Below are 24,105 nucleotides of genomic sequence, written 5' to 3' on the forward strand. Positions count from 1 at the left end.
TGCGGGGAGAAAACGATTAACCGCGGTCGACGGCGCGGTTGCGCAGGGCGCGGGCGAGGCGGTCGCGCTGCTCGGTGACCGTACGGCGCAGGCCGCCGGCCAGGTCGCGGGAGAGGAACTCGTCGGCGCGGTCGAGGGTCTCCTGGCTGACATCCCAGCGCGGGAACAACCCGGTCACCGTGGTCAGGGCAATCTCGTTGGACTGCGCGGACCAGATCTTTTCCGCCACGTCGAAGAACTCAGCGTTCGGCAGGAGCTCGTCTGAGCCGACAAAAGTCAGGCCCGCTAGCTTCGACTCCAAGTCGCGGTTTCCCAACTCACCAGCAACGATTTCGTCCCAGACCGCGCGTTTGTTGTCCTCGGTGTTCACCGCAGCCAGCGCCTTGAGCGAAGCCTGGTAGCCCGTCGCGGTGTTATCGCGCTTGAGTTCCTCAGCCACAGCCGTCATGGCGGCGCCGGCGTGCTCGGGGCCGGTGGCGCTGGCAAGCGAGCCATCAGCAATGAGCGCGGTGATGGCCTTCCAGCGCAAGCCCGCATCCGAGGAGGCCTCAAGGAGGTCCTGGAAGAAGGCGCGGGAGGCGTCGTGAAGCTTGATGCCGGCCAGCGCCTGGGTGAAGACGATTGCGCGCTCGGCGTCGTCGGAGCGGGCGCCTGCCAGGAGGGCGTCAGCAAGCTGCACATCCTCCTTCGCCCACTCCGGATCGGCATAGGTGGACTGGGCCGTAGCAGCCTGGGCGAGAATGCGCTCGAGCACGGCGAGCTCGGTCTCGGCCTCCGCACCGCGGGCCACGAGTGCGACGAAATCGCGGGCGCGCATCGAACCTGCACGGGTCATCTCCCACGCGGTGGACCAGCACAGGGTGCGGGCCATAGGATCTTCGAACTTCTCGATATTCTCCAACAAGAACTGCAAAGAACCCGCATCCAGATCGATGAGGCAGTAGGTCAGGTCATCGTCGTTGGGAAGGACGAAGGGGACGTCGCTAAGCGCGCGGCCCACAAGCTCCGGAATTTCGGTAGAGGCGCCGTCGATATCCATCTCGATGCGCTCGGTGCGCACCACCTTCTCGCCCTGCAAGGCATAGACACCGACAGCGATGCGGTGCGTGCGCAGGGTGTCGCCGCGCTGGGTGAGATAGGCCTGCGTGATGGTGCCGGACTCGTCCGTCTCCAACGCCACGCCCAGCGTGTTCACGCCCGTTGTCTTGAGCCACTGCTGCGCCCAGAATGACAGGTCGCGCCCCGAGGCCTCCTCGAGGTGGCGCAGTAGATCCCCGAAGGTGGCGTTTGACCACTGGTGTTCTTGGAAGTGGCGGCGCACGCCGGCGAAGAAGTTCTCACGGCCCACATAGGCCTGCAGCTGCTTGAGCACCGACGCACCCTTGGCGTAGGTAATGCCGTCAAAGTTCTGCTCCACGGTCTCAATATCGGAGGCATCCGTGGAAATCGGGTGCGTGGTGGGCAGCTGATCCTGCTGGTAGGCCCAGGCCTTCTCTACGTTGGCGAAGGTTACCCATGCGGTATCGTACTGGGTCTCCTCCGCCTGGGAAATCGCCGCTGACCAGGTAGCAAAAGACTCGTTGAGCCACAAATCATCCCACCACTGCATGGTCACCAAATCGCCGAACCACATGTGGGCCAGCTCGTGCAGGATGGTATCCGCGCGGCGCTCGTACTTATAGTGTGAGGCCTGAGACGTAAAGACGTACTCGTCACGAATTGTCACACAGCCGGCGTTCTCCATCGCACCGGCGTTGAACTCCGGTACGAAAATCTGGTCGTACTTGCCAAAGGGGTAGGCAAAGCCGAAGTTGCGGTGGTAGAAATCAAAGCCCTGCTTGGTCTCGGTAAAAATGCGCTCCGCGTCGAGCGAATCCATAAGCGACGGGCGGCAGTAAATGCCCAGCGGCACCTCAAGAGTCTGCGCGGGCGAGCCCTCCGGGTGCTCCGCCAAGCTGCCGGTCCACGTATCCGTCACACCCACGTATGGGCCGGCGCACAGCGCAATCAGATACGTAGATAGCGGGTAGTCCACCGCAGCGCGCACGGTGTTGCCCGAACGTGTGATGGGGGAGTTCGTAATCACCGTCCAGTGCTCCGGGACCTCGAAAGTCAGCGAGTACGTAGCCTTCAAATCCGGCTGGTCAAAGCAGGCGAAGACGCGCTTGGCGTCGGCGGTCTCGAACTGGGTGTAGAGGTAGGCCTCACCATCGACCGGGTCGACGAAGCGGTGCAGGCCTTCACCGGTGCGGGAGTAGCGGATTTTCGCCACGACTTTCAGCTCATACTCCGCCACCTGCAGCCCCGAAAGCGGGATGCCATAGGTGGGGTCATAAGCACTAGTAGGCAGGGGAGCGCCGTTGAGGCGGACCTCGAGAAGCTCATCACCGCGCAGGTCAATGAAGGTCGAGCCGGCCTTCGTCACGCGGAACTTGACCACGGTCGTGGAGGTGAAGAACTCCTCCCCGGTGAGGTCTAGCGCGACGTCGTAGTGGCTTACCTCCAGCATGTCGGAACGCTGCTGGGCTTCCTCGCGGGTGAGGTTAATCGAGGTCATGTACTGTCTCTCCTCTTTCTCGGTACCTTAAGTCTCTGCACCAGCGTAGTCACCCGCCTAGGGTGGGGTGCTACAGACTACACAAGCAAAGGAGATTTACCGTGGCTCAACAAGTGACGTTCTGGTTCGACTGCTCGTGCCCCTTCGCGTGGCTGACCTCGCGTTGGATTAAGGAGGTGGAGAAGGTCCGCGATATCGAGGTGACCTTCGAACCAATGTCCCTGTCCGTGCTCAACCAGGGCCGCGACCTGGATCCGGAGTACATGAAGATGATGGAGGCCAACTGGGGTCCTGCCCGCGTAGCAGCCAAGATTGCCGTGGAAGCCCCGGAGAAGGTCGATGCCTTCTACACCGCGATGGGCACCCGCATCCACACGGAGGGCCAGGGCGGCAAGCAGGGTTACGGTGCTTATGACGGCATCATCAAGCAGGCGCTTTCCGACGCCTCCCTCCACGCCGATTACGCCTCCGTAGCCAACACCGAAGAAATGGATGAAAAACTCACCGAGTTCCACAACCGTGGCATTTCCGAGGTCGGCGATGAGGTTGGCACCCCTGTGGTGAAGTTCGGTGATACCGCCTTTTTCGGGCCAGTGATTACTCGTGTTCCTACTGGTGAGGAAGCCGGCGAGCTTTTCGACGCCTCCGTGCGCCTCGCCCAGTTCCCCTACTTCTTCGAACTCAAGCGCTCCCGCACGGAAGCCCCGCAGGTTTAGCGAGTTCGATTCTGCGTCACTGAGACGATGACGCAGATGAGGACCACTGGGCTAAGCGCGAAGGCGGGCAGCCCGGCAATGTTGATGATTGGGAGGGAGGCTTGCGCTTGAAACTCCTCCCACGCGGCGACTACCCACGTGGCCCATGAAGCTCCCGCGAGGAGTGCAAGCACACCGGCGGTGATCCCAGCCGCGCGGTGTGGCTTCTGGGCTATCCACCATGCGCCCACCCCGAGGTGAGCTGCGGTCATCACGATCGCCATGACCAGGGGCCGGAGGAAGCTGCGTTCCGTGAAGAAACCTGCGGCGAACAAGCCGGCGCCGATGAGAAAAGCTATGAAGTATAGGCTGGCCACGCGTCGTGTCATGGGTATGAAAACCTCCTCTTGTGTGTGAGTGGCCCCAAGCGTAGCAAGCGCACGCTATTAATGGCAGGGCTCAGCGGACAGTCGTCCTGCCCGCTAAGATGTGGGGCATGCGCGTTTATCTAGGAGCAGACCACGCAGGTTTCGAGATGAAGAACATCATCGCTGAACACCTGGAGAAGCAGGGCCACGACGTCATTGACTGCGGTGCCCATGAGTACGACGCCGAGGATGACTACCCGGCATTCTGCATCGAGGCCGCTCTGCGGACCGTCAACGACCCGGGATCGCTCGGCATCGTGCTGGGCGGTTCCGGCAATGGTGAGCAAATTGCCGCTAACAAGGTAAAGGGCGCGCGCTGCGCCCTGGCTTGGTCCCCCGAGACCGCACGTCTTGCCCGCGAGCACAACAACGCTCAGCTCATCGGCATTGGCGGGCGCATGCACTCCGAGGAGGAGGCTCTCGCCATCGTGGATGCCTTCCTGGATCAGGAATGGTCCCGTGCCGAGCGCCACCAGCGCCGCATCGACATCCTTGCCGAGTACGAGCGCACCAACATTCCGCCGGAGCTTCCGGAGGCTTAGTAGTTCATCGCCTTGGGGTGAGGGCCGCCGCGGCCCTCTTCCCCGAGGTCGAGATCGGTAATGGCGGCCATCTCGGCCTCGTCCAGCTCAAAGCCGAACACGTCGAAGTTCTGCGCGATGCGCTCCGGATTCTCGGACTTCGGGAACACGATGACGCCATTTTGCAGATGCCAGCGGATAATCACCTGAGCGGGGGAAACGCCGTATTTTTCGGCAGGCTCGGTGATTTCCGGCTGTTCGAAGAGGTCCGTCTTACCCTGGCCTAGTGGACCCCAAGCCTCAATCTGTACCTTGTGGGCGCGGAAGGCATCGAGCTCGCGCCAGCGCTGCAGGTAGGGGTGCAGCTCCACCTGGTTAACCACGGGGGTCTCATCAGTCTTAGTTTCCAGCTGGTCTAGGTGCTCCAGTTCGAAGTTAGAGACACCAATGGACTTGGCCTTCCCAGCCTTTTTCAGCTCGATAAGCTGCTTCCATGCGTCGACGTAGGTGCCATTGTCCGGGCAGGGCCAGTGGATGAGGTAGAGGTCCACATAGTCTAGTCCCAGCTTGTCCAGGGATTCATCGAGTGCAGCGGCGGCATCAGTCTGGCGGTCATTCCACAGCTTCGTGGTGATGAATAGCTCTTCGCGCGGGATGCCGGACTTGGCGATAGCGCGGCCCACACCTTCCTCGTTGCCGTAGATGGCGGCGGTATCGATGTGGCGGTAGCCCACCTTGAGGGCTTCGAGGACCAGCTCTTCGGTTTTGTCGGGATCTACCTTGAAGACGCCGAAGCCGAGCTGGGGGATAGTGTTGCTATCGTTGAGTTCGATATTGGGTACAGTCATGCGGCCCACTCTACGCAGAGCATGGTCATCCGTGCAGAAGATGAGAATCAGAGGTAATAGGCAAAAGTGCGTCTAATGCTCCGGAATGGACCTGATAAACAATGGAGCGCTCGCCTACTGTTGAAAACCGGTCTCAAATGAACGATACTTGATACGTCCGAGGGTAAGGAGAGGGCCATCCTGAGGTTTAAAGCGTTAGTGGTCGCACCCTGGTCGACGGTGACAGTTCTGGAAGTTACAACGCGTTACGGGAGGCGTCGGAACCGGCTTACATGCAAATCACGCGCAGGTAGGGCGGCGTGGCTATTTTGCTCCAAATCTCCTTGGCTCTCAGAAACGGGAAGCTTCTCCGTGGGCGCGCATTAAGATGAAACCAAAGGAGGGGAAATGAGCTTCGGCATAATTGAGCTATTGCCGCTAATTATTCTCTTGGTAATAGTAGGGATCGTGTTCTTTATCTTTGAACGTCATAAGGGGGACAAAAGCTAGAAGCGTAGCTTTGGCGCTTTTTTGATAGGCGTTGGAGGGTTTCTTCGCTTTAGTGCTACCCCCTTGACCCACTGAGGGAAAGCCACGCGACGCGGCTACCCAGGTGGGTGAGCCGTCGCAGGCGAATTAGAGATCGACTAAAGCCGCACCGGGTACCTAAAACAGGTGGTCAGTGCGGCTTTCTCGTGGAGGGAATGACGGGAATCGAACCCGCGTCTTCAGCTTGGAAGGCTGAGGTATTAGCCACTATACGACATTCCCACTAGCCCGAATCTCTGCGCGCTGGGCGCGTGAAACGGCGTACGAGTTACTTTAGCGCACGATGGCTCTGAAGTGAAAACGGGAACTAGATAAGGCTAAAGGGCGTTAGTTTGAGTAGGTACGCAATCAAAAACACAGTGTTCGACTCATAGATGAAAGTGGTGCTTTCGTGAGCTCCTTATTGCTCCTTGTTCTCATCGCCGGTGGTGGCGTGTGGTTCCTGTCTTCCCGTAACGGAAAGAAGCAGCAGGAGCTGCGAGAATCCCAGCGTTTTGAGGATGTGCTGGCTGATGCGCGCCGCTGGACCGAGCGCCTTGGCGGTCAGGTGATGAATATCAGCGGCACGGATACCGCCTCCCAGCAAGCCATGGCGGATGCGTCCGAGCGCTTTACCGCCGCCAACTCGGCGATTTCCCAGGCCACCACGGTCAAGCAGGCGCACCTAGCGCGCGAGTCCGCGCTGGAGGGGCTCTATTATGTGGCGGCCGCGCGTGAGATTATGGGCATGGACCCAGGCCCCGAACTCCCGCCGCTGGAGGGTCAGCGCCAAGCGGGCAAGGTCACGGAAACCCGCACGGTGGAGGCGAACGGTGAGACGCTGACGGCGTCGCCAAGCGCATCGGCACAAACCCCGAACTACTACCCGGGTGGTGTCGTAGCAGGACGTCCGGTTCCAGCCGGCTGGTACTCGCGCCCGTGGTGGGCTGATGCGTTATCCACCGGCGTGTGGATGGTGGGCTATTCCATGATGTTCAATGCGATGTTCGCGGGTATGTCCGGCGTCGGCTACTCCGCAGCCGCGGCTGAAAGCGGCGACTGGGGTGGCGGCATGGACAGCGTTGGTGAAATGGATCCCGTTGGCATGGACAAGGCCGGCGATATGGGTGCCGGCGATGTCGGGGGAGGCGAAGAAGGCGGCTTCTTTGATGGCCTCTTTGGCGGCGACGGAGGCGATGGCGGAATGTTTGATTTCGACTTCGACTTTTAAGCTGGGGAGTATCCCCTGACATGCATAAACGTGATTAAGGTAGGGTCGGTGTTGGGATAGTCAAGCGGCTATCGGTACACTAGCCCCAGTATGAAGCGCAGCTGCGCGCGGATCTTCCGGGCGCAGAGGCTTTCCATACGGGGCGTGGCGCAGCTTGGTAGCGCACCTGCTTTGGGAGCAGGGGGTCGCAGGTTCAAATCCTGTCGCCCCGACGTATGGGGGCCTGGACACTCATCCAGGCCCCCAAATTTCATCTTTAGACGATCACAATCAGGAGAGTTTCTCGTGAAGACCACCGTAGACAAGCTGAGCGATACGCGCGTCAAGCTCACCGTCAACGTTCCGTTCGCTGAGCTGGACAAGGAAATCGCACAGGCCTACGCGGCGATCGCGCAGCAGGTTTCCATCCCCGGCTTCCGTAAGGGCAAGGCTCCGCGCCAGCTTATCGACGCCCGCTTCGGCCGCGGCCCTATCCTCGAGCAGGTCGTTAATGACATGTTGCCGTCTCGCTACGAGCAGGCCGTTGAAGAAAACGAGCTCAAGGTTATTGGCCAGCCGGAGGTTGACATTGCCAAGCTGGAGGACAATGACTTCGTCGAGTTCACCGCTGAGGTAGACGTGCGCCCGGAGTTTGAGGTTCCGGACTTCTCCAAGATTTCCGTCAAGGTTCCGGCGCTCGAGATCGGCGATGAGGACGTCGACAAGGCACTCGAGGACCTGGCTTCCCGCTTCGGTGAACTCAAGGACACCAAGCGCAAGATGAAGACCGGTGACTTCGCTGTCATCGACATCACCACTGAGGTGGATGGCGCCAAGCTGGAGGAAGCATCCCACGAGGGCATGACCTACCGCATCGGTGATGACAACCTCATCAAGGGCCTCGACACCGCTCTGCGCGGCATGAAGACCGATGAGGACAACGAGTTCACCACCACCATCCAGTCCGGTGAGCACGAGGGCGAAGAGGCCACCGTGAAGGTCCACGTCCAGCAGACCAAGGAGCGCAAGCTTCCGGAGCTCGACGACGAGTTCGCACAGATGGCCTCCGAGTTCGACACTATCGACGAACTACGCGAAGACACCAAGACCCGCGTTGAGGAAACCAAGAAGTCCGAGCAGGCTGCCAACATCCGCGATGAGGTCCTCAAGGCCGCTCTCGACGAGGTTTCCTTCGAGCTGCCGAAGTCCATCGTCGACGAGCAGGTTCACGCTCAGCTGCACCAGGTCATGGGCCAGATGGCTCACGACGAGAAGGCACTGGCACAGTTGCTTGAGGCTCAGGGCACCACTCGCGAAGAGTTCGATGCTGATGCTCGCAAGTCCGCTGAGGAATCCGTCCGCACCCAGCTCTTCTTGGACGCACTGGCTGAGGTTGAGGAGCCGGAGGTATCCCAGCAGGAGCTGACCGACCACATCCTGTTCACCGCGCAGTCTTACGGCATGGACCCGAACCAGTTCATCCAGCAGCTGCAGTCCAGCAACCAGCTGGGCAACCTGTTCTCTGACGTTCGCCGTGGCAAGGCCCTGGCAATGGCCATCTGCCGTGCCGAGGTCACCGATGAAGAGGGCAACAAGGTTGACGTTGACCAGTACTTCGGTGAAATCGAAGAAGAGGACGCTGCAGAAGCTTCCGAGGAGAAGTAATCTCCCGCTTGTAACGCGCTGCTGCCACATGTGTGGTGGCGAGCGCGCATGAAACCCCGGATTCAGGTAACTCAAGGATGAGCCTGAATCCGGGGTTTGTGTCATTGTGAACGCCCTCTAGGAGTCTTTGAGTACTTCGTAGAGGGCGTGATGTGTGTTGGCGGGGGATACCGCTAGCCGTTCGTGGCTCTAAAGGCCTCGTCGGTTAGCTGCAGGAAGCGCATAACGTAATCCTTGACAAAGTCTGCGGTACGTTGATTGAGATGTCCGGACTCTTCGAAAAGGGTGGGGGATTGGCCCAGAAATACTTCGGGCTGACCAGGGAGCGGCATATCGAAGTAGGACAGGGCGAGGCGAAGGTTCTTCTGTGAACTGTAGCCGCCCATGCGGCCTACAGAGTGGCTAATGATACCTGCGGGAAGGTTCTTCCACGCCACATCTGAGTTGGGTTTAGAGCCGATGTCCACTGCGTTTTTGAGGCAGGCGGGGATAGTGCGGTTGTTCTCTGGCGTAATGAAGAGGATCCCGCTCGAGTTTTTGATGGTCTCGCGAAAGGTGGTGTACTCAGCCGGAGTGGGCTTGTCCGTGACGGCGGGGTCATCGTAGTCGAAGTCATAGAGCGGCAAGTCACGGATTTCCACGATGTTTGCCTCGTAGTCTTCAGGGATCATCGTGAGCACCTCGTGTGCAATCTTGCGTGCAAATGACTCTCGGCGCAGGCTGCCGACGATAACGCTGATACGTGGGGTGGTCATGGTAAACCTTCTTTCTTAGTTGGGTGTAGGGAGACGTGGTCAAGGGAGAAAAGGCTTGCAGCCAAAGGCCGGTGGTGGGCCGGCAGCGTGGGCGGCGGTGAGGAAGCCATCTACTTTGTCTCCTTCTTCATGGCGGAAGTACAGTTCGATGAGTCCTAGAAGCCCCCCGAGGACGGCCTCTCGTGCGGCGGATGTATTCAACAGCCGCATGGCTGCGGGTTGGTTTCCTTCGCGGATGGCTTCAAAAAGCGCGATGGTCTCAAGCCAGCTTCCTTGGTCCGGTCGCGGAAAAGGTTTAGAAATCCCAGTCATCATCACTCGTTTCTTCAGCAGTACCAATGACATAGGAGGAACCAGATCCGGAGAAGAAGTCATGGTTCTCATCTGCTCCGGGGGCTAGGGCCGCGAGGATTTCTGGGTTCACTTCCGTTTCTTCGGGCGGGAAATAATCCGGGTAGCCCAAATTCATGAGTGCCTTATTGGCGTTATAGCGAACGAACACGGCTACATCATCCATGAGTCCCAAAGGCTCATATAGCTCGCCGGAATAGTCCAGCTCTAATGCATAAAGCTCTTCGAGCAAAGAAATGGTGAAATCACGCATCTCCTTCTGCCGTAGCGGAGTCGTGGATTCCAGACCGCGCTGATACTTGTAACCCGAGTAGTAGCCGTGCACTGCCTTGTCACGCAGAATGAGGCGAATCATGTCTGCCGTATTTGTCAGGGTGGCGTGGACAGAAAAGTGCAAGGGAAGATAGAAACCCGCGTAGAGAAGCAGCGAGGAAAGCAGCGTCGATGACACCTTGCGTTTGAGTGGATCCGGCCCAAAATAGTGCGCGAGCACTTTCTTGGCGCGTGCCTGGAGAAGGTCATTATTCACCGCCCAGCGGTATGCTTCATCAATTTCCTTTGTACTGCTCAGGGTAGAAAACACTGAAGAGTATGAACGGGCATGGACTGACTGCATGAAGGCGATGTTGGTATACACGGCCTCCTCGTGTTCGGTGCGGGCATCTTGAATCTGACAGATTTCACCCACGGTGGCCTGGACAGTATCCAGGGTGGTGAGTCCCGTGAACACCCGCATGGTGAGGTTGCGTTCCTCGGGTGTCATCTTCTGCCACGCCGGGAGATCATTAGAAAGCGGGACCTTCTCTGGCAACCAAAAGTTGGCGGTGAGACGGTTCCACACTTCAAGATCCTTGTCATCGCTCACCCGGTTCCAATTGATGGCGCGGATGCGGGCTGAAGGATCATGCCGGTAGCTCGGCGGAGTAACTGAAATGCTGGTTAGTTCAGCACTATTCGATGTTGAAGACATAGCTTCTTTCTTTCTGAGTGAATGGTTGTGGACAAGGGGGAGGACCGTGCTCCTACAAAGCACAGGAGACGCAGCCTTCGACCTCGGTTCCTTGGAGCGCGGATTGGCGTAAACGGATGTAGTAGAGGGTCTTGATTCCGGCTTTCCAGGCATAGATTTGTGCCTTGTTGATGTCCCGCGTGGTGGTATCAGCGGTAAAGAACAAGGTCAGGGAAAGCCCTTGGTCCACGTGTTGGGTGGCCATGGCGTAGGTGTCGATGATTTTTTCGTATCCCACGGCGTAGGAATCATCGAAATACTCCAGGTTGTCGTTGGTCATTTCCGGCGCGGGGTAGTACACGCGCCCCAAGCGGCCTTCCTTGCGTATTTCAATTTTGGAGGCAATTGGGTGGATGGACGCGGTGGAGTCATTGATGTAGGAAATTGATCCAGTGGGTGGAACTGCCTGCAAGTAGGCGTTGTAGATGCCGTCTTGCATCACTTGATTCTTGAGGCGTAGCCAATCCTCGCGTTGAGGGATCTGCACGCCTGCTTCATGGAAGAGCTGTTTTACGTGTTCAGTGGCTGGCGCCCAGTCTTGGTCGATGTATTTGTCAAAGTAGGCGCCAGTGGCATAGGTGGATTCTTCGAATCCTGTGAATCGTTGACCTTTTTCAACCGCGAGTGCATGGGATGCGCGGAGCGCATGGTAGGTCACCGTGAGGAAATAGATATTTGTAAAGTCCAGTGCCTCGGCGCAGCCATAAGGAATACGCTGTGAAGCAAGAAAGCCGTGGAGATTCATTTGGCCCAGACCAATGGCATGCATGGAAGCATTTCCGTGAGCGATGGAGGGAACAGCTTCGATATTCGTCAGGTCTGACACCTTCGTGAGAGCACGCACTGCGGTTTCGACGGTCTCCCCGAAGTCCGGCGATTCAAAAGCCTTCGCAATGTTAAGCGAACCTAGATTGCAGGAAATATCCTGGCCAACGGTGGTGTAGTCACCCGAAGCTCCGTAGGTCGATGGCGTGTTGACCTGGAGGATTTCGCTACACAGGTTGGACATATTGATATGTCCTTTGAGGGGATTAGCGCGGTTGACCGTATCTTCAAAGAGGATGTAGGGGTATCCGGATTCAAACTGAAGCTCAGCCAGCGTGGTGAAAAACTCGCGGGCCTTAATGGTCGTGTGAGAGATTCGCGGATTGGCAACCAGCTCGTCGTAGTACTCGGTGATGGACATGTCAGACATGGCTACGCCGTACTCGCGAGCGATGTCATACGGGCTAAAAAGATGCATATCCTTGTTCTCTTTGGCCAGCCGGAAGGTTATATCTGGAATAACAACCCCCAGCGAAAGAGTCTTGATGCGGACTTTCTCATCGGCATTTTCCCGCTTAGTATCCAGGAAGCGAAGAATATCTGGATGGTGCGCATGCAGGTAGACGGCTCCAGCGCCCTGCCGGGCGCCCAATTGGTTGGCATAGCTGAAGCTATCTTCGAGAATCTTCATGACTGGGACTACGCCGGAAGCCTGGTTCTCAATCTTTTTGATCGGGGCTCCGGATTCGCGCAGATTGCTCAGCAACAGGGCCACTCCACCACCGCGCTTTGATAGTTGCAGTGCAGAGTTCACGCAGCGGCCAATGCTCTCCAAATTGTCTTCGATTCGCAGGAGGAAGCAGGAGACCATTTCGCCGCGCTGGGCTTTGCCTGCGTTGAGAAAAGTAGGGGTGGCGGGCTGGAAGCGTCCGGTCATGATGTCATCCACCAGCTTTTCTGCGAGCTCTTCGTCGCCCTGTGCAAGGTATAAAGCTGTGGTGGCGACGCGTTCTTCGTAGCCTTCTAGGAATCGGGAGCCATCAAAGGTTTTCAGTGCATATGAAGTGAAGAACTTAAATGCGCCGAGGAAGGTGCGGAACTGGTGCTTAGCTCGATGAGCTCTGTCATACATGGCGCACAGAAAGGCGTCATCATAAAGCTCAAGGAAATCCCGCTCGTAGTACTCATTATCAACCAACCATTCCAAGCGTTGCTTGGTGGAATCGAACTGATGCATGCGGGGAGCGACATGGTGCGTGACATAGTCTTGTGCTGCCTGAATGTCCTTGTCAAACTGGATTTTTCCAGAAGCGTCGAACAAGTTCAGCTGCGCGTTGAGTGCGTGGTAGCTCTTGCGCTTGCCGACACCGCCGGCATTGTTTGCTGAAGCGGTGCGGGGCGTAGCGCCATTAGTCTGTGTGGGGGTGGCATCGAGAGGCCACATTGTGTTTTCCAATCTGTGTGATGCGGATGTGTTCTTCATCTTGTGGGGGATTAATGGGGTGTCATCGTTAGCTGCTTTTGCTGCTCCCAAAACTTTTGAAGGCCTTGCTTTACGGCGGCAATGTCTCTCTGGGTGCCGAGAAGCTCGAAGTGATACAGCTCCGGTACGTGGCACTTGGCGGAAATGATGCGTCCGGCGACGCAGTAAGCACTTCCGAAGTTGGTATTCCCTGAGGTAATAACGCCCCGGATAAAGGAGCGGTTGATTGGGTCATTGAGGAAGTCGATGACCTGTTTGGGGACTGCGCGTTTGAGCGAGCCGCCGCCGTAGGTGGGAACGATGAGTACGTACGGGTGTGATACCTGGATCATCCCGGTTTTCTTGGGGCGCAGTGGAATGCGCACCGCGGGTCTATCTAAGCGTTCGACGAATCTTTTCGTGTTTTCTGAAACGCTGGAAAAGTACACCAAATCTGGTGAGTCTGACATGGCAATCCTGCTCATCCTGGCCTTAGCCATAAGTGGGATAGGTGATATTCGAAAAGACTAACTACGCAATGCCGTAGTTGCAACTACGGCATTGCGTAGTTTTGAAAAGGGCAGGTGAGAGCAGGATTAATGCAAAGGGGAAGATCTAAAGGTTGTGGTGTGCTACAAACACTGCGTCGGTAGCTGGGCGTCCAAGTACTACCCACTGAGTGCTGCCGGCCACCTGTATTTCGAGAGAATCTGAAAAGGGCGCTCCCTCGCGCGTGCTAAGAATAGCCCCAGTGACAATGCCGCGCTCTTCAAGGAACTTCAGCAGTTGTGGGTCGGAATCAGAAATGCGTTCCACGGTCACCTGCGATTGTGCACCGCTGTCGGTGAGGCGATGCGCACTGGGGATTGTGATCTGTCCGTCAACCGTAGGGATAGGATCGCCGTGTGGATCCCTAGTGGGGTAATCAAGGAACTTATCCACACGTTCTATGAGCATGTCAGACACCGCGTGTTCGAGATTTTCGGCTTCATCATGGACTTCGTCCCAGGTGTAGCCCAATGCTTGAACCAAAAAAGACTCAAGCAATCGGTGACGGCGCACCATGACCAATGCGTACTGCCTGCCAAGTTCGGTTAACTCCACAGAGCCATAGGGCGTGTGTGACACGAGCCCTTGCTTCGCCATTTTGCGCACTGCATCAGAGACCGAGGAGAGCTTGAGTCCCAGCTGTTTCGCTATAAGTGTGGCGGTAACGGGCTCGGACGACCATTCCTTTAGCCCCCAGATAGCTTTCAAATAGTTCTGGGTACTGGTGGACAGCTCGGAAACAGACATGAGTAAATGCTAACCCAGCTTCCGTGTGCGCCTTTGGCGCTGTGCCCCAACGCTCATAGCGAACAGAGGCCAAGTTTGAGAGGAATGCCGGTAAGGTGGGGCCAGTTAAAGCATTCTTCACTTGAAGGAGAACCACTAATGTCTGAGAAGATTTCAATGAACTCGTCGTCTACGGGTATGAATCTGAGCGATAGCGTGTACGAGCGCCTGTTGCGCGAGCGCATTATCTTCCTGGGAACCCAGGTCGATGATGAGATTGCGAACAAGCTTTGCGCCCAGATCCTCCTGCTGTCTGCCGAGGACCCCACTCGCGACATTTCGCTTTACATCAACTCCCCGGGTGGCTCTGTCACTGCGGGCATGGCCATTTACGACACGATGAAGTACTCGCCGTGCGATATTGCCACGTACGGCATGGGCCTGGCTGCCTCCATGGGTCAGTTCCTTCTCTCCGGCGGCACCAAGGGCAAGCGCTACGCTCTGCCGCACGCGCGCATCATGATGCACCAGCCTTCCGCTGGTGTCGGTGGTACCGCAGCTGACATCGCCATCCAGGCTGAGCAGTTCGCGCAGACCAAGCGTGAGATGGCTGAGCTCATCGCTGAGCACACCGGCCAGACCTTTGAGCAGATCACCAAGGACTCTGACCGTGACCGCTGGTTCACCGCCCAGCAGGCCAAGGAGTACGGAATCGTCGACCACGTCATCGAGTCCGTCAACGGTCCTATCAGCAACTAGGGAACAAGGAGCCTTAATACAATGTCTAACCTTCAGATGCCTTCTTCCCGCTACGTTCTGCCAGAGTTTATTGAGCAGAACGCGCAGGGATCCAAGACCACCAACCCGTACTCCAAGCTGTTTGAGGAGCGCATCATCTTCCTGGGCACCCAGGTCGATGACACCTCCGCTAACGACATCATGGCGCAGCTGCTGGTGCTGGAGTCTCAGGACCCAGACCGCGATATCACGATGTATATCAACTCCCCGGGTGGATCCTTCACCGCGCTGATGGCCATCTATGACACCATGCGCTACGTGCGCCCGGACGTGCAGACCGTGTGCCTGGGCCAGGCCGCCTCCGCCGCAGCCGTCCTGCTGGCTGCCGGTGCCCCGGGTAAGCGCGCAGCACTTCCGAACTCTCGCGTGCTTATCCACCAGCCGCGCACGCAGGGCACCCAGGGCCAAGTCTCTGATCTTGAGATTGAGGCCAACGAGATTGAGCGTATGCGCCGCCTCATGGAGGAGACCCTGGCTGAGCACACCGGCCGCACCGCTGAGCAGATTCGCATCGATACTGACCGTGACAAGATTCTCACCGCCCAGGAAGCAGTGGAGTACGGTCTCATCGATACCGTCTTTGATTACCGCAAGCTCAACGCCTAGGTAAGTTGCGTGTAGGCGCGATGCCCCGCCTCCGGATTTGTTCCGGGGCGGGGCTTGCTTTCGTCGAAGAGCGGCTTAGCCCTCATAAACTGGCAGGATGACGATGTGGCCATAGCGCTTGTCGACGTCCCAGGAGAGGTTTCGCACGGAGTCGCGCGAGGTGACGTCGACAAGCAGGGCGTCTGCGTCGAGATCGGTCGCGGCCTGGTCTTGAAGGTCGAACCTGGAGTTGCTCCTGAACGGTTGGGGCGGATGTGTCCGAGCTTCAGCCTAGGAGGCTAGCGCCAGTGGTATGGCTAGCGCCGGTGGTGTAGAGGGCCTTGCTGACGCCGACGTCGGTGAAGGGGCGGACAGCAGAAGTAAACGAGCAAGCAGCTCTGTCTATGTTGATTAAAGACTGTTTTAAATTCAATGGCGCGCCACTCAGTGGGGAATGAAGCTCATGGGTGAGTGGTTTACTAGAGTGGAATGAAGACCGCGGGGGCTGCGGTAGAATCGCCCCACTAACACCCTCAGAGAAAAGAGTCGAAAGGCGTTCATGGCACGTATGCAAGAAAGCGCTGACCTGCTCAAGTGCTCCTTCTGTGGAAAGAGCCAAAAGCAGGTAAAGAAGCTTATCGCCGGCGGCGGCGTCTACATTTGTGACGAATGCATTGAGCTCTGCAACGAGATTATTGAGGAGGAGCTCGGCGCAGCTCAGGCCGAGGCGGATGAAGAGAAGGAGATGCGCCTGCCGCGTCCTTCGGAGATTTCGGCCTTCCTAGATAAGTACGTCATCGGTCAAGATCAGGCCAAGCGCGTGCTGTCGGTGGCGGTGTACAACCACTACAAGCGCATCAAGGCAGAAGAAGCCGCGGGCTTGGAGAGTCGCCGCAAGAAGGCACAGGAAGAGGACGTGGAGATTGCCAAGTCCAACATCCTCATGCTGGGCCCCACTGGCTCCGGTAAGACCTACCTGGCGCAGACCCTAGCCCGGCTTCTCGACGTCCCCTTCGCCATCGCCGATGCCACGAGCCTTACCGAGGCCGGCTACGTGGGCGAGGATGTGGAGAATATCCTGCTCAAGCTGCTCCAGGCAGCCGACTTTGATGTTGAGCGTGCGCAGCAAGGCATTATTTACGTTGATGAGGTAGACAAGATTTCCCGCAAGTCGGAGAACCCGTCAATCACTCGTGACGTTTCCGGTGAAGGTGTGCAGCAGGCGTTGCTGAAGATTCTTGAGGGAACCGTGGCGGCCATCCCGCCGCAGGGCGGGCGCAAGCACCCGAACCAGGAGTTCATCCAGCTGGATACCTCTAACATCCTGTTCATTGTTGCTGGCGCCTTCGCAGGTTTGGACAAGGTGATTTCGGAGCGTGTGGGCAAGAAGGGTGTGGGCTTCGGCGCCAAACTAGAGACCAAGGATGAGAAGGAGTCTGTTGACTTCTTCTCGCAGGTCCGCCCCGAGGACTTGGTGAAGTTTGGCCTGATTCCGGAGTTTATTGGCCGTCTTCCGGTTGTGGCGACGGTAGACAATTTGGACCGTGAGTCCCTAGTCAAGGTCCTCGTCGAGCCGAAGAATTCCTTGGTCAAGCAGTACCAGCGCCTGTTCAGCATGGACGGCGCGGAGTTGCACTTCGAGGATGAAGCGCTCGATGCCATCGCTGAGTTGGCACTGGAGCGCAAGACCGGTGCGCGTGGCCTGCGCGCCATCATGGAGGAGCTGCTTGTTCCGGTGATGTATGACCTGCCGGACCGCGAGGATATTGCCAGCGTCCATATCACCGAAGCCTGCGTGAAGGGCGAAGGTGAGCCGGAGTTCGTCTACTCGGACGAAGCGAAGGAATCCGCTTAAACCGGCTGTAGATTTATGGCTGGGTGGTGCTGGAAAGCGTCGCTCGGCCATTTTTGCGGCTCAAACCAGAGTGGATGAGAGGAATCGACCATGGAGCTACGTGACGAACAATCACTGCAGGTGGCCAAGCTTTACTATCGCGGAGGACTGAGCCAAAGCGAGGTGGCTGCTGAGATGGGGTTGTCCCGGCCAACCGTTGCCAAGCTCTTGCAACATGCCAAAACCCGCGGATACGTCACGGTGGAAATCCATGATCCCCGTGAGGACGGCGATGAACTAGGCCAACGTCTAATGGAGCGTTATGGGCTTGAGGATGTTCGTCTCGTCTTTAGCCCTCGTGGTGATGAAGACACGCTTACAGAGGGCTTGGGGCGCGTCGGGGCCAAGATGCTCCATGAACTTGTCCATGACGGTATGAGTGTGGGAATTTCCTGGGGGAATACCATGCACTCAGTGGCGCGGCATATGCAGCCAAAAAGCGTGGCTGGAGTCGAGATTGTACAGCTCAAAGGCGGACATTCGCACTCTATCCGCGTGACGAATGACATGGACACGCTCAAGCGCATTAGTGCGGCGTTTGGAGCCGAGACTCTAAGCCTTCCTCTGCCGGTCATTTTCGACTCTGCGGAAGCAAAAGAAATCGTCGAAAAAGATCGACACATTTCTTCCATTTTGAATGCAGGGCGCCACGCTGATCTTGCGGTTTTCACTGTGGGAGCTGTCTCGCGCGATAGCCTGTTGATGAACCTTGGATACCTCAGTGAAGAGGAGATCCATGTGCTTGAACGCCAGGCCGTTGGTGACGCCTGCTCGCGTTTTTACACGGCCGATGGGGAGGTGGCCTCGCCAGCTATAGATGCGCGCACTATCGGCATTTCACTCTCAGAGCTAAAGGCGATTCCGCAACGCTTCTTGGTGGCCGGTGGGCTTCAAAAGATGGCAGCCATCGATACCGCGCTGCGTATGAAGTTGGCGACGCATGTCGTCATCGACAAAGAAACAGCGAACCGATTGCTTCAGCTTTAGGAGAAAAACAAAAGAGCCTCTCGTGCTGAGAGGCTCTCCTTGGTGCGGGTTAAAGAACCATGGGGGCGACGATGACGCCCACAATGGCGGCGTTGAGCATATTGGTTAAGAAACCACCGAACAGGGCTTTAGGCCCGAGTTTCGCAATTTCGCCGCGGCGCTCTGGTACAAGGCCGCCGATTGATCCAATCTGAATACCGATGGAGGAGATGTTGGCAAAGCCAGCCAGGGCGAAGGAAGAGAGCATGATGGCTTTGTCGCTGAGCTGGTCGATGTTTTCACCAAACGCGGTGTAGCCAACGAACTCATTGAGGATTGTCTTTTGGCCAATGAAGTTGCCGACCTGCATAACGTCGTCCCACGGGACGCCGATAAGCCATGCCACCGGCGCGAAGAGGAGACTAAAGAGGCCTTCGAGAGACCAATTGTCTTGACCGAAGATGGAACCTACGCCGCCGAGGATGGCGGAAAGCATAGCGATCATGGCGATAAAGGCAATGAGGAGGCAGGCCACTGAAATGGCAATCTTGCCACCGGCCATGGCACCGCTACTGATGGCATCGATGATGTTCTTGGAATCGTTATCGCGCACGTCCTTGACCGTGGCATCTAGATTAGATTCCTCGGTCTCCGGCATGAGGCCCTTGGCGATGAGAAGGGAACCGGGGGCGTTCATCAAGGATGCGGCCAGAAGATACTCCAACGGTGCGCCCAATAGGGAATAACCAATGAGCGTGGAGCCGGCGACCGAGGCGAAGCCGCCGACCATACAGGTGTAGAGCTCCGAACGAGTGAGCTTGGGCAGGTAGGGCTTGATGACGAGAGGGGCCTCCGACTGGCCGAGGAAAATAACTGTCGTGGCCCAGACAGACTCCACCTTGGATGTGCCCATAAGCCATTTAATGCCCGAACCGACGTACTCGACGAAGTACTGGATAACCCGGAGATAGTAGAGCGCAGCAATAATTGCGCCCAAAAAGATGACTACAGGAAGAACATTGAGCGCGAAAATGAAGTCTTCACCGAGTAAGCCACCGAATACAAACGACGTACCTTCGTTCGTGAAATCAGTGAGCTTGGTGAGACCGTGGGAGACCGCTTCGAGAGCTTTGAACCCGGGCTCCCATGCCAGCACTAGGTAGCAGAAGACAATCTGTAGGGCGAGGCCCACACCGATCGTGCGCCACTTTATGTTTTTGCGGGAACTGGAAAGAACGTAAATGACCGCAAGGATCGCGAGGATTCCTAAAAGACCTTGTAGGCGTTCCATGTTTATCAGACCATTCTCTTAGAGGGCCTCGGGGCCAAAGGAGTGGGGAAGGATTTCACTGAAGTCGAAGCTGCGGGGTGCACCATCGACGGAAACGATGACTCGTTCGCAGTTGAACTCGCGCAGCACCTGACGGCACGCGCCACACGGATAGCACGGTTCAGCCTTGAGGCCAACGATGGCAACAGCGCGAATTACGGGCAGATTGGGCAAGTGACCGTCATCAGCGGTGGCATCTCCTGACGTAATCATGTGAGCGGCGGCGTTGCGCTCGGCACAGATACCAAGGGGGCTGGAAGCATTTTCGACGTTGGAGCCGGTGATGACCCGGCCATCGTCGAGAAGCAGGGCGGCGCCGACCGGGAATGAGGAATACGGTGCCCATGCGTGGTGTGCTGCTTCCCTCGCCTTCTCCAAAAGCTCAACGTCTGTTGGCGTTTTTGTCGCATCCATAGCGATGGGTCCTTTCTTGCGGTGTGGGAGGAGGCGTGTTCCAGCGCTTCAGGAACAAAAATAAAACTCCTCATTGACATCTGTTCTATTAGCGATAATAATGGGCTGTGTTGCGATGCACAAGCCCGAATTTGCAGTGAGGTAAAGCACAGCGGGCTGCATTCCGCATCCCGGAGTAGGTAGGCCAAGAGTGAAGGAGTTGTCGTGGCCGAGAAATTTGATGCAGTCGACGTTATCCGTACCAAACGTGACAAGGGGGTGCTGAGCCCTGCTGAGATTGATTGGGTTATTGACGCCTACACGCGTGGAGTGGTGGGCGATGAGCAGATGGCCGCACTTAATATGGCCATTTTCCTCAATGGCATGAACCGTGAAGAGATTTCGCGCTGGACCCAGGCCATGATCGCGTCCGGTGAAACGATGAGCTTCGATTCTTTGTCGAAGAAAACCGCCGATAAGCACTCCACCGGAGGCGTCGGTGACAAAATCACCCTACCGCTCGCACCGCTCGTTGCGGCTTTCGGTGTCGCCGTACCTCAGCTGTCTGGACGCGGCCTCGGACACACGGGAGGAACGCTGGATAAGCTGGAAGCAATTCCAGGGTGGCAGGCCGATGTGAGTAATGAGCGCATGATGGAAATCCTGGAGGATCCAGGTTGCATCATCTGTGCTGCCGGTGCTGGCTTGGCTCCAGCAGATAAAAAGATTTACGCATTGCGTGACATCACCTCCACGGTGGAAGCTATCCCGCTGATTGCCTCCTCCATCATGTCCAAGAAAATCGCGGAAGGTACGTCTTCCTTGGTCCTCGACGTTAAAGTCGGTTCCGGTGCATTCATGAAGAACCAAGAGCAGGCTCGCGAGTTGGCGCAAACCATGGTCGATTTGGGTAAAGACGCTGGCACGAAGACGACTGCTTTGCTGACTGATATGTCGACCCCTCTGGGGCGCAAGGTAGGTAACGCACTTGAAGTTGAGGAATCTGTGGAGGTGCTCGCCGGTGGCGGTCCGGCGGACGTCGTCGAACTCACCGTTGCTCTGGCCCGCGAGATGCTCGAGGCAGCCGGCGTTCACGACGCCGACGTTGAGGCAGCCCTCAAGGACGGCCGTGCTATGGACAAGTGGAAGCAAATGATCAAGGCACAGGGCGGTAACCCAGACGCCGCTCTGCCGGTAGCGAGCCACACCCACGATGTCATCGCAGAATCCGATGGCTACCTGACCGAACTAGATGCTCTCGCTGTCGGTGTGAGCTCGTGGCGCCTGGGTGCCGGTCGTGCGCGTAAGGAAGATCCGGTACAGGCCACCGCTGGTATTGAACTGCATGCCACGAAGGGCGAGAAGGTGACCAAGGGACAGAAACTGTTTACTCTCCACACGGAAACCCCAGACCGCTTCGAGCGCTCCTTGGAGGTTCTCAACAGCGGTTTTCAGATCACCAATGAACCGCTGTCTGAAGAGCGCACGATCATTCTTGACCGAATCAGCTAACACACATTCACCGACATTTAGGAGACATTATGACTTCTCGCACTGACGTTGCCCAGATGATTGATCACACCCTGCTTAAACCGGAAGCGACCCCGGACCAGGTGGCCGCTTTGGCCAAGGAAGCGGGAGAACTGGGCACCTATTCAATTTGCGTATCGCCGAACCAATTGCCTGTTGAGGTGCCGGCGGGCGTACACGTAGCCACCGTCGTTGGCTTTCCTTCTGGCGCTGTAAAGTCCGAGGTGAAGGCAGCTGAGACTGCACGTGCAGTGAAAGACGGTGCCGAAGAGATTGACATGGTGGTCAATCTTTCCCAGGTCAAGTCCCATGACTACGCCGCGGTGGAGGCCGACATCAAGGCCGTGCGCGATGCTGCACCGGCTCCAGTCATCGTGAAGGTCATCATTGAATCTGCTGCGCTTGACGATGAAGAAATCGTCGCCACGTGCCAAGCCGCCGAGCGCGCAGGCGCCGATTTTGTCAAGACCTCGACTGGCTTCCACCCCGCTGGTGGTGCTTCGGTCCATGCCGTGAAGCTTATGGCAGACACCGTCGAGGGTCGCCTCGGAGTAAAGGCCTCGGGTGGGATCCGTGATGCTGAGGCCGCCCAGGCCATGATTGATGCTGGCGCAACGCGCTTGGGGCTCTCTTCCTCTGCAGCTGTGCTCGAAGGATTCGAGGCTTAAAATGACATCCATACTGGAGACCGCTCGGCAGTGGGCCGAACACGACCCAGACCCGGCAACTCGCGCAGAGGTAGAGTCCCTCGTCGAGGCACAGGATGAGGAAACGCTACGCACTCTGTTTGCAGGCCCGCTGTCTTTCGGCACTGCTGGTCTGCGCGGCACAATCGGTCCGGGTGAGTCGCAGATGAACCGAGCTGTCGTTATCCGGACGACAGCGGGGTTGATGGACGTGTTGAACAAGCAGGTGGACGTACCAAAAGTTGTGGTCGGCTGCGACGCTCGTCATGGATCTGCTGCTTTCCATCGCGATGTTGCTGATGTGGTTGCCGCTGCGGGTGGACATGCATTGGTTCTCCCTCCGCAGAATCCCACTCCGCTCACCGCATTCACAGTTCGGGAACTAGGAGCTGATGCCGGGGTTATGGTGACTGCCTCACACAACCCGCCTCAGGACAATGGTTACAAGGTGTACTTGGGAGGTCGGGTAGTTGAAGGTGACGGTCAAGGCGTGCAAATCGTGCCGCCGTTCGATTCTGAGATCGCCGCCGCAATTGCTGCAGCTCCCCCTGCCGATCAGGTGCCTCGTGATGCAGCCAACGGCCCAGGGAAAGTAGAAGAGGTTGATACCCGCGAGCGTTACTTATCGCGCATTCAAGAGCGAGCAGGTGAAGGGCCGCGAGCTCTTCGCATCACTCTCACCCCGATGCACGGCGTGGGAGGCGACCTAGCACTCAACGCTTTGGAAGCAGTCGGGTTCACTGAGGTTGAACTGGTGGCGGAGCAAGCGCAGCCGGATCCCGATTTCCCCACCGTTACTTTCCCCAACCCCGAAGAGCCAGGTGCGCTTGACTGTGCCTTTGCAGCAGCTCAGAAAACACGAAGTGACATCATCTTGGCTCTGGACCCTGATGCAGATCGCTGTGCTGTCGCCATTCCTACTGACAGCGGGTGGCGTCAGCTCACCGGTGATGAAACCGGTGCCCTGTTGGGTGACTACTTGGCTCGCGACGGCGGTGTGTTGGCCAACTCGGTGGTGTCGAGCCGCTTCCTCGGGCGCATTGCACAGGCACGCGGCGCCCAGTGGCGCACGACGCTCACTGGGTTTAAATGGATTGCGCGCACACCTAACTTGACCTTTGGCTACGAAGAAGCAATCGGGTATTGCTGCGACCCAGAAGCCGTGGCGGACAAAGACGGCATTTCGGCCGCGGTGACCGTCGCGTGCTTGGCAGCCGAGTTGAAGTCTGCAGGCAAGGACCTGCAAGATCGACTCAATGAGCTCGCCGCTGAATTAGGCACGTACAAGACGAAACCGTTGACTTTCCGTTTCGAAGACATCACGCAGATTGCTCCCACCTTGGAGCAGATCTTGCAATCCCCGCCGGAATCGCTGGCCGGTTCGCCCGTCCTGCGCGCGAGCGATATGTCGAAGGGCTACCAAGGCCTGGACCCGACCCCCGGATTGGTCCTGGAAACCGAGGCCAACGACCGCGTCATTATCCGCCCCTCGGGTACGGAGCCGAAGCTCAAGTGCTACCTCGAAGTGGTGCGGGAAGGCGATGTCGATTGGGTAGGCGCTGAAGAGCGACTGGACCGCATCGCTGCGGAACTGAAGCAAGAGTTGGGCCTGTAACCAACACTTGCCACGTACTACCTGCCAAATCAGGTGGCATTATTCAAAAGGCATCTTCACTCCTGAAGATGCCTTTTGTGCTGTTCATATGGCGTTTTTACTCGTGAAAACGCTTTCTAGCAGATGCCATACTCGTGTCGATGCGTTGGCTTTGTACCGAGGAGTGTCCTGGGACGCAGAGCAATATAGGCCCACCGTGTGGTGATGGGGCGTGAAGCTGGTGTAAGGGGCAAAGGAACCAGATAAGTGGGACCTTTTGG

At 57.5% G+C, this 24,105-nt stretch carries 22 protein-coding genes and 2 tRNA genes; 12 read left to right on the forward strand and 12 right to left on the reverse strand.

The window, feature by feature from the left end; genetic code table 11:
* Positions 1 to 16: 16 nt before the first annotated feature.
* Entirely contained in the window at positions 17 to 2,557 is a 2,541-nt protein-coding gene (gene pepN, locus I6J72_RS01270; RefSeq protein WP_204099633.1) for an aminopeptidase N, read from the reverse strand.
* Between the two features lie 101 nt (positions 2,558 to 2,658).
* Between pepN and I6J72_RS01275 the strand changes: the two genes are divergently transcribed.
* Positions 2,659 to 3,273, forward strand: a complete 615-nt coding sequence (locus I6J72_RS01275) for a DsbA family protein (RefSeq protein ID WP_204099634.1) — start codon at positions 2,659 to 2,661, stop codon at positions 3,271 to 3,273.
* Here the strand turns inward: I6J72_RS01275 and I6J72_RS01280 are convergent.
* Positions 3,270 to 3,641 (reverse strand): MFS transporter, encoded by a 372-nt coding sequence (locus I6J72_RS01280; protein ID WP_204099635.1) that lies wholly within the window; start codon positions 3,639 to 3,641, stop codon positions 3,270 to 3,272. The genes I6J72_RS01275 and I6J72_RS01280 overlap by 4 nt on opposite strands.
* 107 nt (positions 3,642 to 3,748) lie before the next feature.
* Here I6J72_RS01280 and I6J72_RS01285 point away from each other — a divergent pair, with 107 nt between their 5' ends.
* A complete protein-coding gene (locus I6J72_RS01285) occupies positions 3,749 to 4,222 on the forward strand; it encodes a ribose-5-phosphate isomerase (protein WP_115023267.1) in 474 nt (157 codons plus the stop codon).
* Here I6J72_RS01285 and I6J72_RS01290 read toward each other — a convergent pair.
* Both I6J72_RS01290 and I6J72_RS01295 read right to left on the reverse strand, forming a co-directional pair.
* The gene (locus tag I6J72_RS01290; protein ID WP_204099636.1) at positions 4,219 to 5,049 is read right to left on the reverse strand and encodes an aldo/keto reductase; all 831 of its coding nucleotides are present in this window, start codon (positions 5,047 to 5,049) and stop codon (positions 4,219 to 4,221) included. The two genes, I6J72_RS01285 and I6J72_RS01290, sit on opposite strands and share 4 nt — an antisense overlap.
* A 675-nt stretch (positions 5,050 to 5,724) precedes the next feature.
* A tRNA-Gly gene (locus tag I6J72_RS01295) sits at positions 5,725 to 5,799 on the reverse strand.
* Positions 5,800 to 5,968: 169 nt separating this feature from the next.
* Here I6J72_RS01295 and I6J72_RS01300 point away from each other — a divergent pair.
* From I6J72_RS01300 to tig, 3 genes are all read left to right on the forward strand, one after another.
* Positions 5,969 to 6,787 carry a DUF1542 domain-containing protein gene (locus I6J72_RS01300; protein WP_204099637.1) on the forward strand — a complete coding sequence of 273 codons (819 nt, stop codon included), beginning with the start codon at positions 5,969 to 5,971 and terminating at the stop codon, positions 6,785 to 6,787.
* Positions 6,788 to 6,925: 138 nt separating this feature from the next.
* Positions 6,926 to 6,999 (forward strand) — tRNA-Pro (locus I6J72_RS01305).
* Positions 7,000 to 7,072: 73 nt separating this feature from the next.
* Complete coding sequence (tig, locus tag I6J72_RS01310) at positions 7,073 to 8,431, forward strand: trigger factor (RefSeq protein ID WP_181815392.1); 1,359 nt, start codon at positions 7,073 to 7,075, stop codon at positions 8,429 to 8,431.
* A gap of 173 nt (positions 8,432 to 8,604) precedes the next feature.
* Here tig and I6J72_RS01315 read toward each other — a convergent pair whose 3' ends face one another.
* The 6 genes from I6J72_RS01315 to I6J72_RS13215 all read right to left on the reverse strand — a co-directional run bounded on the left by I6J72_RS01315 (position 8,605) and on the right by I6J72_RS13215 (position 14,069).
* Positions 8,605 to 9,186: an NADPH-dependent FMN reductase gene (locus I6J72_RS01315; protein ID WP_070447780.1), complete on the reverse strand. Its 582-nt coding sequence runs from the start codon at positions 9,184 to 9,186 to the stop codon at positions 8,605 to 8,607.
* A gap of 39 nt (positions 9,187 to 9,225) precedes the next feature.
* The gene (locus I6J72_RS01320; RefSeq protein ID WP_070564615.1) at positions 9,226 to 9,501 is read right to left on the reverse strand and encodes a hypothetical protein; all 276 of its coding nucleotides are present in this window, start codon (positions 9,499 to 9,501) and stop codon (positions 9,226 to 9,228) included.
* Complete coding sequence (gene nrdF, locus I6J72_RS01325; protein WP_204099638.1) at positions 9,482 to 10,507, reverse strand: class 1b ribonucleoside-diphosphate reductase subunit beta; 1,026 nt, start codon at positions 10,505 to 10,507, stop codon at positions 9,482 to 9,484. The genes I6J72_RS01320 and nrdF overlap by 20 nt, the downstream gene beginning before the upstream one ends.
* A gap of 52 nt (positions 10,508 to 10,559) precedes the next feature.
* Complete coding sequence (gene nrdE / locus I6J72_RS01330; protein ID WP_204099639.1) at positions 10,560 to 12,755, reverse strand: class 1b ribonucleoside-diphosphate reductase subunit alpha; 2,196 nt, start codon at positions 12,753 to 12,755, stop codon at positions 10,560 to 10,562.
* 50 nt (positions 12,756 to 12,805) lie between these two features.
* Positions 12,806 to 13,273 carry a class Ib ribonucleoside-diphosphate reductase assembly flavoprotein NrdI gene (gene nrdI, locus I6J72_RS01335; RefSeq protein ID WP_039676421.1) on the reverse strand — a complete coding sequence of 156 codons (468 nt, stop codon included), beginning with the start codon at positions 13,271 to 13,273 and terminating at the stop codon, positions 12,806 to 12,808.
* Positions 13,274 to 13,388: 115 nt separating this feature from the next.
* Positions 13,389 to 14,069, reverse strand: coding sequence for a metal-dependent transcriptional regulator (locus I6J72_RS13215; protein ID WP_039676420.1), 681 nt, complete (start codon positions 14,067 to 14,069; stop codon positions 13,389 to 13,391).
* A 138-nt stretch (positions 14,070 to 14,207) separates the two neighbouring features.
* Between I6J72_RS13215 and I6J72_RS01345 the strand changes: the two genes are divergently transcribed.
* The 4 genes from I6J72_RS01345 (at position 14,208) to I6J72_RS01360 (ending at position 18,312) form a co-directional block, all read left to right on the forward strand.
* A complete protein-coding gene (locus tag I6J72_RS01345; RefSeq protein WP_039676419.1) occupies positions 14,208 to 14,807 on the forward strand; it encodes an ATP-dependent Clp protease proteolytic subunit in 600 nt (199 codons plus the stop codon).
* Positions 14,808 to 14,828: 21 nt separating this feature from the next.
* Positions 14,829 to 15,452, forward strand: coding sequence for an ATP-dependent Clp protease proteolytic subunit (locus I6J72_RS01350; RefSeq protein WP_039676418.1), 624 nt, complete (start codon positions 14,829 to 14,831; stop codon positions 15,450 to 15,452).
* A gap of 538 nt (positions 15,453 to 15,990) precedes the next feature.
* The gene (gene clpX, locus I6J72_RS01355) at positions 15,991 to 17,286 is read left to right on the forward strand and encodes an ATP-dependent Clp protease ATP-binding subunit ClpX (protein ID WP_204099640.1); all 1,296 of its coding nucleotides are present in this window, start codon (positions 15,991 to 15,993) and stop codon (positions 17,284 to 17,286) included.
* A 90-nt stretch (positions 17,287 to 17,376) separates the two neighbouring features.
* Positions 17,377 to 18,312 carry a sugar-binding transcriptional regulator gene (locus tag I6J72_RS01360; RefSeq protein WP_070669500.1) on the forward strand — a complete coding sequence of 312 codons (936 nt, stop codon included), beginning with the start codon at positions 17,377 to 17,379 and terminating at the stop codon, positions 18,310 to 18,312.
* A gap of 49 nt (positions 18,313 to 18,361) precedes the next feature.
* Here I6J72_RS01360 and I6J72_RS01365 read toward each other — a convergent pair whose 3' ends face one another.
* Positions 18,362 to 19,582 (reverse strand): NupC/NupG family nucleoside CNT transporter, encoded by a 1,221-nt coding sequence (locus tag I6J72_RS01365; protein ID WP_204099641.1) that lies wholly within the window; start codon positions 19,580 to 19,582, stop codon positions 18,362 to 18,364.
* A gap of 18 nt (positions 19,583 to 19,600) precedes the next feature.
* Positions 19,601 to 20,035 carry a cytidine deaminase gene (locus tag I6J72_RS01370; RefSeq protein WP_070669502.1) on the reverse strand — a complete coding sequence of 145 codons (435 nt, stop codon included), beginning with the start codon at positions 20,033 to 20,035 and terminating at the stop codon, positions 19,601 to 19,603.
* Between the two features lie 204 nt (positions 20,036 to 20,239).
* Here I6J72_RS01370 and I6J72_RS01375 point away from each other — a divergent pair, with 204 nt between their 5' ends.
* From I6J72_RS01375 to I6J72_RS01385, 3 genes are read left to right on the forward strand one after another with little or no spacing between them, the layout of a single operon-like run.
* Positions 20,240 to 21,526, forward strand: a complete 1,287-nt coding sequence (locus I6J72_RS01375; RefSeq protein WP_204099642.1) for a thymidine phosphorylase — start codon at positions 20,240 to 20,242, stop codon at positions 21,524 to 21,526.
* A 29-nt stretch (positions 21,527 to 21,555) separates the two neighbouring features.
* Positions 21,556 to 22,212: a deoxyribose-phosphate aldolase gene (gene deoC, locus I6J72_RS01380; protein WP_204099643.1), complete on the forward strand. Its 657-nt coding sequence runs from the start codon at positions 21,556 to 21,558 to the stop codon at positions 22,210 to 22,212.
* A 1-nt stretch (position 22,213) separates the two neighbouring features.
* Complete coding sequence (locus I6J72_RS01385; RefSeq protein WP_204099644.1) at positions 22,214 to 23,845, forward strand: phospho-sugar mutase; 1,632 nt, start codon at positions 22,214 to 22,216, stop codon at positions 23,843 to 23,845.
* The last annotated feature ends 260 nt before the right edge of the window (positions 23,846 to 24,105 follow it).

It is taken from the genome of Corynebacterium sp. FDAARGOS 1242, assembly GCF_016889985.1.
GTDB classification, from domain to species: domain Bacteria; phylum Actinomycetota; class Actinomycetes; order Mycobacteriales; family Mycobacteriaceae; genus Corynebacterium; species Corynebacterium minutissimum_B.

Bases quoted from the DNA above. Each gene is read 5' to 3' on its own strand.
- I6J72_RS01360 (WP_070669500.1), top strand. From the start codon at position 17,377: ATGGAGCTACGTGACGAACAATCACTGCAGGTGGCCAAGCTTTACTAT.
- I6J72_RS01385 (WP_204099644.1), top strand. From the start codon at position 22,214: ATGACATCCATACTGGAGACCGCTCGGCAGTGGGCCGAACACGACCCA.
- I6J72_RS01280 (WP_204099635.1), bottom strand. From the start codon at position 3,641: ATGACACGACGCGTGGCCAGCCTATACTTCATAGCTTTTCTCATCGGC.
- nrdE (WP_204099639.1), bottom strand. From the start codon at position 12,755: ATGTGGCCTCTCGATGCCACCCCCACACAGACTAATGGCGCTACGCCC.
- nrdF (WP_204099638.1), bottom strand. From the start codon at position 10,507: ATGTCTTCAACATCGAATAGTGCTGAACTAACCAGCATTTCAGTTACT.
- nrdI (WP_039676421.1), bottom strand. From the start codon at position 13,273: ATGGCTAAGGCCAGGATGAGCAGGATTGCCATGTCAGACTCACCAGAT.
- clpX (WP_204099640.1), top strand. From the start codon at position 15,991: ATGGCACGTATGCAAGAAAGCGCTGACCTGCTCAAGTGCTCCTTCTGT.
- I6J72_RS01285 (WP_115023267.1), top strand. From the start codon at position 3,749: ATGCGCGTTTATCTAGGAGCAGACCACGCAGGTTTCGAGATGAAGAAC.
- I6J72_RS01320 (WP_070564615.1), bottom strand. From the start codon at position 9,501: ATGATGACTGGGATTTCTAAACCTTTTCCGCGACCGGACCAAGGAAGC.
- I6J72_RS01315 (WP_070447780.1), bottom strand. From the start codon at position 9,186: ATGACCACCCCACGTATCAGCGTTATCGTCGGCAGCCTGCGCCGAGAG.
- deoC (WP_204099643.1), top strand. From the start codon at position 21,556: ATGACTTCTCGCACTGACGTTGCCCAGATGATTGATCACACCCTGCTT.
- pepN (WP_204099633.1), bottom strand. From the start codon at position 2,557: ATGACCTCGATTAACCTCACCCGCGAGGAAGCCCAGCAGCGTTCCGAC.
- I6J72_RS01345 (WP_039676419.1), top strand. From the start codon at position 14,208: ATGTCTGAGAAGATTTCAATGAACTCGTCGTCTACGGGTATGAATCTG.
- I6J72_RS01370 (WP_070669502.1), bottom strand. From the start codon at position 20,035: ATGGATGCGACAAAAACGCCAACAGACGTTGAGCTTTTGGAGAAGGCG.
- I6J72_RS01365 (WP_204099641.1), bottom strand. From the start codon at position 19,582: ATGGAACGCCTACAAGGTCTTTTAGGAATCCTCGCGATCCTTGCGGTC.
- I6J72_RS13215 (WP_039676420.1), bottom strand. From the start codon at position 14,069: ATGTCTGTTTCCGAGCTGTCCACCAGTACCCAGAACTATTTGAAAGCT.
- I6J72_RS01350 (WP_039676418.1), top strand. From the start codon at position 14,829: ATGTCTAACCTTCAGATGCCTTCTTCCCGCTACGTTCTGCCAGAGTTT.
- I6J72_RS01290 (WP_204099636.1), bottom strand. From the start codon at position 5,049: ATGACTGTACCCAATATCGAACTCAACGATAGCAACACTATCCCCCAG.